At 48.6% G+C, this 2,443-nt stretch carries 3 protein-coding genes; all 3 read right to left on the bottom strand.

The features are described 5' to 3' along the window. Positions 1 to 157 precede the first annotated feature (157 nt). Positions 158 to 1,063, bottom strand: a complete 906-nt coding sequence (locus ABGY95_RS01485) for a hypothetical protein (protein ID WP_347439905.1) — start codon at positions 1,061 to 1,063, stop codon at positions 158 to 160. 169 nt (positions 1,064 to 1,232) lie between these two features. Continuing rightward, positions 1,233 to 1,937 (bottom strand): ABC transporter ATP-binding protein, encoded by a 705-nt coding sequence (locus ABGY95_RS01480; RefSeq protein WP_347439904.1) that lies wholly within the window; start codon positions 1,935 to 1,937, stop codon positions 1,233 to 1,235. Next, a complete protein-coding gene (locus ABGY95_RS01475) occupies positions 1,934 to 2,320 on the bottom strand; it encodes an ABC transporter permease (RefSeq protein WP_347439903.1) in 387 nt (128 codons plus the stop codon). The genes ABGY95_RS01480 and ABGY95_RS01475 overlap by 4 nt, the downstream gene beginning before the upstream one ends. Positions 2,321 to 2,443 lie beyond the last annotated feature (123 nt).

The following is a 2,443-nucleotide window of genomic DNA, read 5'->3' as shown; positions in this document are numbered from 1 at the left end:
GTCCATATCAAATTCAGACAATTCAAGAAAATCGCCATCAGGTGTAAAAGCCCCGCAGGACACAAGTGAATGTATATGGCACCTAAGATAATGGCTTCTTCTACGACCCACCACTAATTTGGGAGCAAAACACAAGTAATCTTGCTACGCCATCTGGCTAACTATCGACTGCCACTCCTTGCAGCTGGCACTCAAAAATCTGCTCGGCGCAACGGTATAACTCAGCATCGTAATAGTTTAATGCCTCAATTCTCTCAGTCAGCTCAGTAGACCAAGGCTCACCGGAGGGTTCACCCGAGTTGAGGTGTTCTGGCTGCCCCAATGACAGGCCTAAAAGCGCCTCGCATAAAATGAGCGTCTCAGGATATCGCTCAGTAAGCCCCACAACAGCAAACGTTGCCAACTGCTCCTTTGCAGATTCAAGATGCTCTTGCATCGGCGCCTCCAACTCTAGAACACTCAACTGACGGGTTTGTTTATTTGCGAGAGCGGCCGCTGAACCAACATCACTCAGAATATCCTCGAAGGCGTCAGTGACACCGTGGCGGTTTCTTATATGCTTAAGGTTCGATATCAATCTCTCCGAGGGTCTTCTCAGTACCGTGATCATCTTTGCATCGGGCGATAACTTCTTCACTTCCTTTAAGGAAAGGTGACCCTGAATCAAGCTGACAGCAGGCGAAGCGCCAGCAAGCGCAAAAGCCATCTCATTAGCATTGAGATATTGTCCACCCCTGAGGCGAAGGTACTCCCTATTAGGAAATACCCTTTCAGCGCCTAAAGCAGCTTCTAATGCCACACGAAGCGAGGTGCCTGCTGTTTTGGGGATATGTAAAAGGGCGTAGTTTACGCTTCGAGGTTTTTGCTCAAGGTGCCAAGGACTCCCCGCTAGGTGGGACAGAAAAAAGTGCCCTGTTCTGACGGTGATATTGACCGCATCCGTCGGGATTGGCGGCAGTGAAATCTGCAGATCGACCGCGCCATCAGCGCACGTCCGCTGACGTTGCTCCGATACTGTTTCTGAGTAAACAATAGCGCCATCAATCGCACATGCGATTTTCAAAGGCCTTATCGGATTGCTACACATGACCCTTGCGTATAGATCGCCCTCTACAACACGAACTACTTGCCCCCTAGGTTTTGAGGACCTAACCGCAAGCCCGATCCGCTTTATCAATGAAGAAAAAAAAAACACTGGGCTCACCTCTTTGGTCGACTAAAGCCTAGCAACATCACAGAGTCGCCTCGTAACGATTCACAATTTCCACGGCATCGCCCTGATCCTCAATCGCGCCGCTTTGAAGCCAAATAGCGCTATTGCATAGCCGTTTTATCTCAGCAGCAGAATGACTAACCAGCACAACAGTTTGCCCCGATCCCAGCTTATTATTCAGCGATTCTGACGCTTTTTTCCTGAAGTGAGCATCTCCGACAGCTAACACTTCATCTATTAGCAGTATGTCGACGTCCATGTTTAATGCCGTGCTAAAAGCTAACCGCGACCTCATACCTGCACTGTAAGTCCGCACTGCCCGCTCGAATGCATCTTCAAGTTCTGAAAACTCCTTAATGTGCTCAAGTTGTTTCCTAGCCCATCTCTCGGAGCGCCCCATGAGCACTGCCGATAAAATCGCATTATCTCGACCGGTTAAAAAGTTATTAAAACCCACGCCTAAAGCCAGCAACGATGAGGTCACCTCGGGCGCCCTCCAAATTTTTCCCGAGTCCGGGGAAATCGTACCCGCCAGCAATCTCAAAAGCGTGCTTTTACCCTCTCCATTACGGCCTATAATACCCAAACGTTGCCCGCGCCTCAGAGAAAACGAAGCCTTCGCGACGACATCTTCTTTATGCTCAGAACAAAACCCCAGCTTCGTTTTATATGAAAAGCACAGATCACGCACTTCCATAAGAACTTCTTCGCCATTGGTACTCATCGGGATAATACTCGCAAAGCAAGCCAGGTCTCATTGCGTTTTATCCACAACATCACAGCCGCACAGAGTGCCGAGAAGACCGTGAGCGTCTGCAGTAATTGCAGTAAATCGACATGGTTGTGGTAGAGCAATACTTGACGATACGCATCGAGCAAAAAAGCGATGGGGTTAAACGTGAAGATGTACCACTGCATAGCTGGGTCTAATGCTCTGACATCCCAAAAAATCCCACTACTAAACATCATTGCAATGGTGAACAGCTGAATCAATTTAGCAAAGTCCTGTGCCAGACAAACCGTAACAGCACCCAATAACGAAAGGGCCGCAATAACGATATATTGCACCACCGCTATGGCAAAAACCCAGAGCCACGTCAGCGTCACTGATAGGAAATTTGATTTCGGTCCTAGAAATACAGTCTATAGAGGTAGAAAGACTGATTCAAGGGTTTAAGAGTTTCGCCAGGGCTTCCGACTTTCTATGGCGGCCCTGGCCGCCATAGAAAG

This window comes from Rubritalea sp. (genome assembly GCF_039830215.1).
Lineage (GTDB): Bacteria > Verrucomicrobiota > Verrucomicrobiia > Verrucomicrobiales > Akkermansiaceae > Rubritalea.
This window is presented reverse-complemented; position numbering and strand designations above follow the sequence as displayed.

Bases quoted from the DNA above. Each gene is read 5' to 3' on its own strand.
- ABGY95_RS01480 (WP_347439904.1), bottom strand. From the start codon at position 1,937: ATGAGTACCAATGGCGAAGAAGTTCTTATGGAAGTGCGTGATCTGTGC.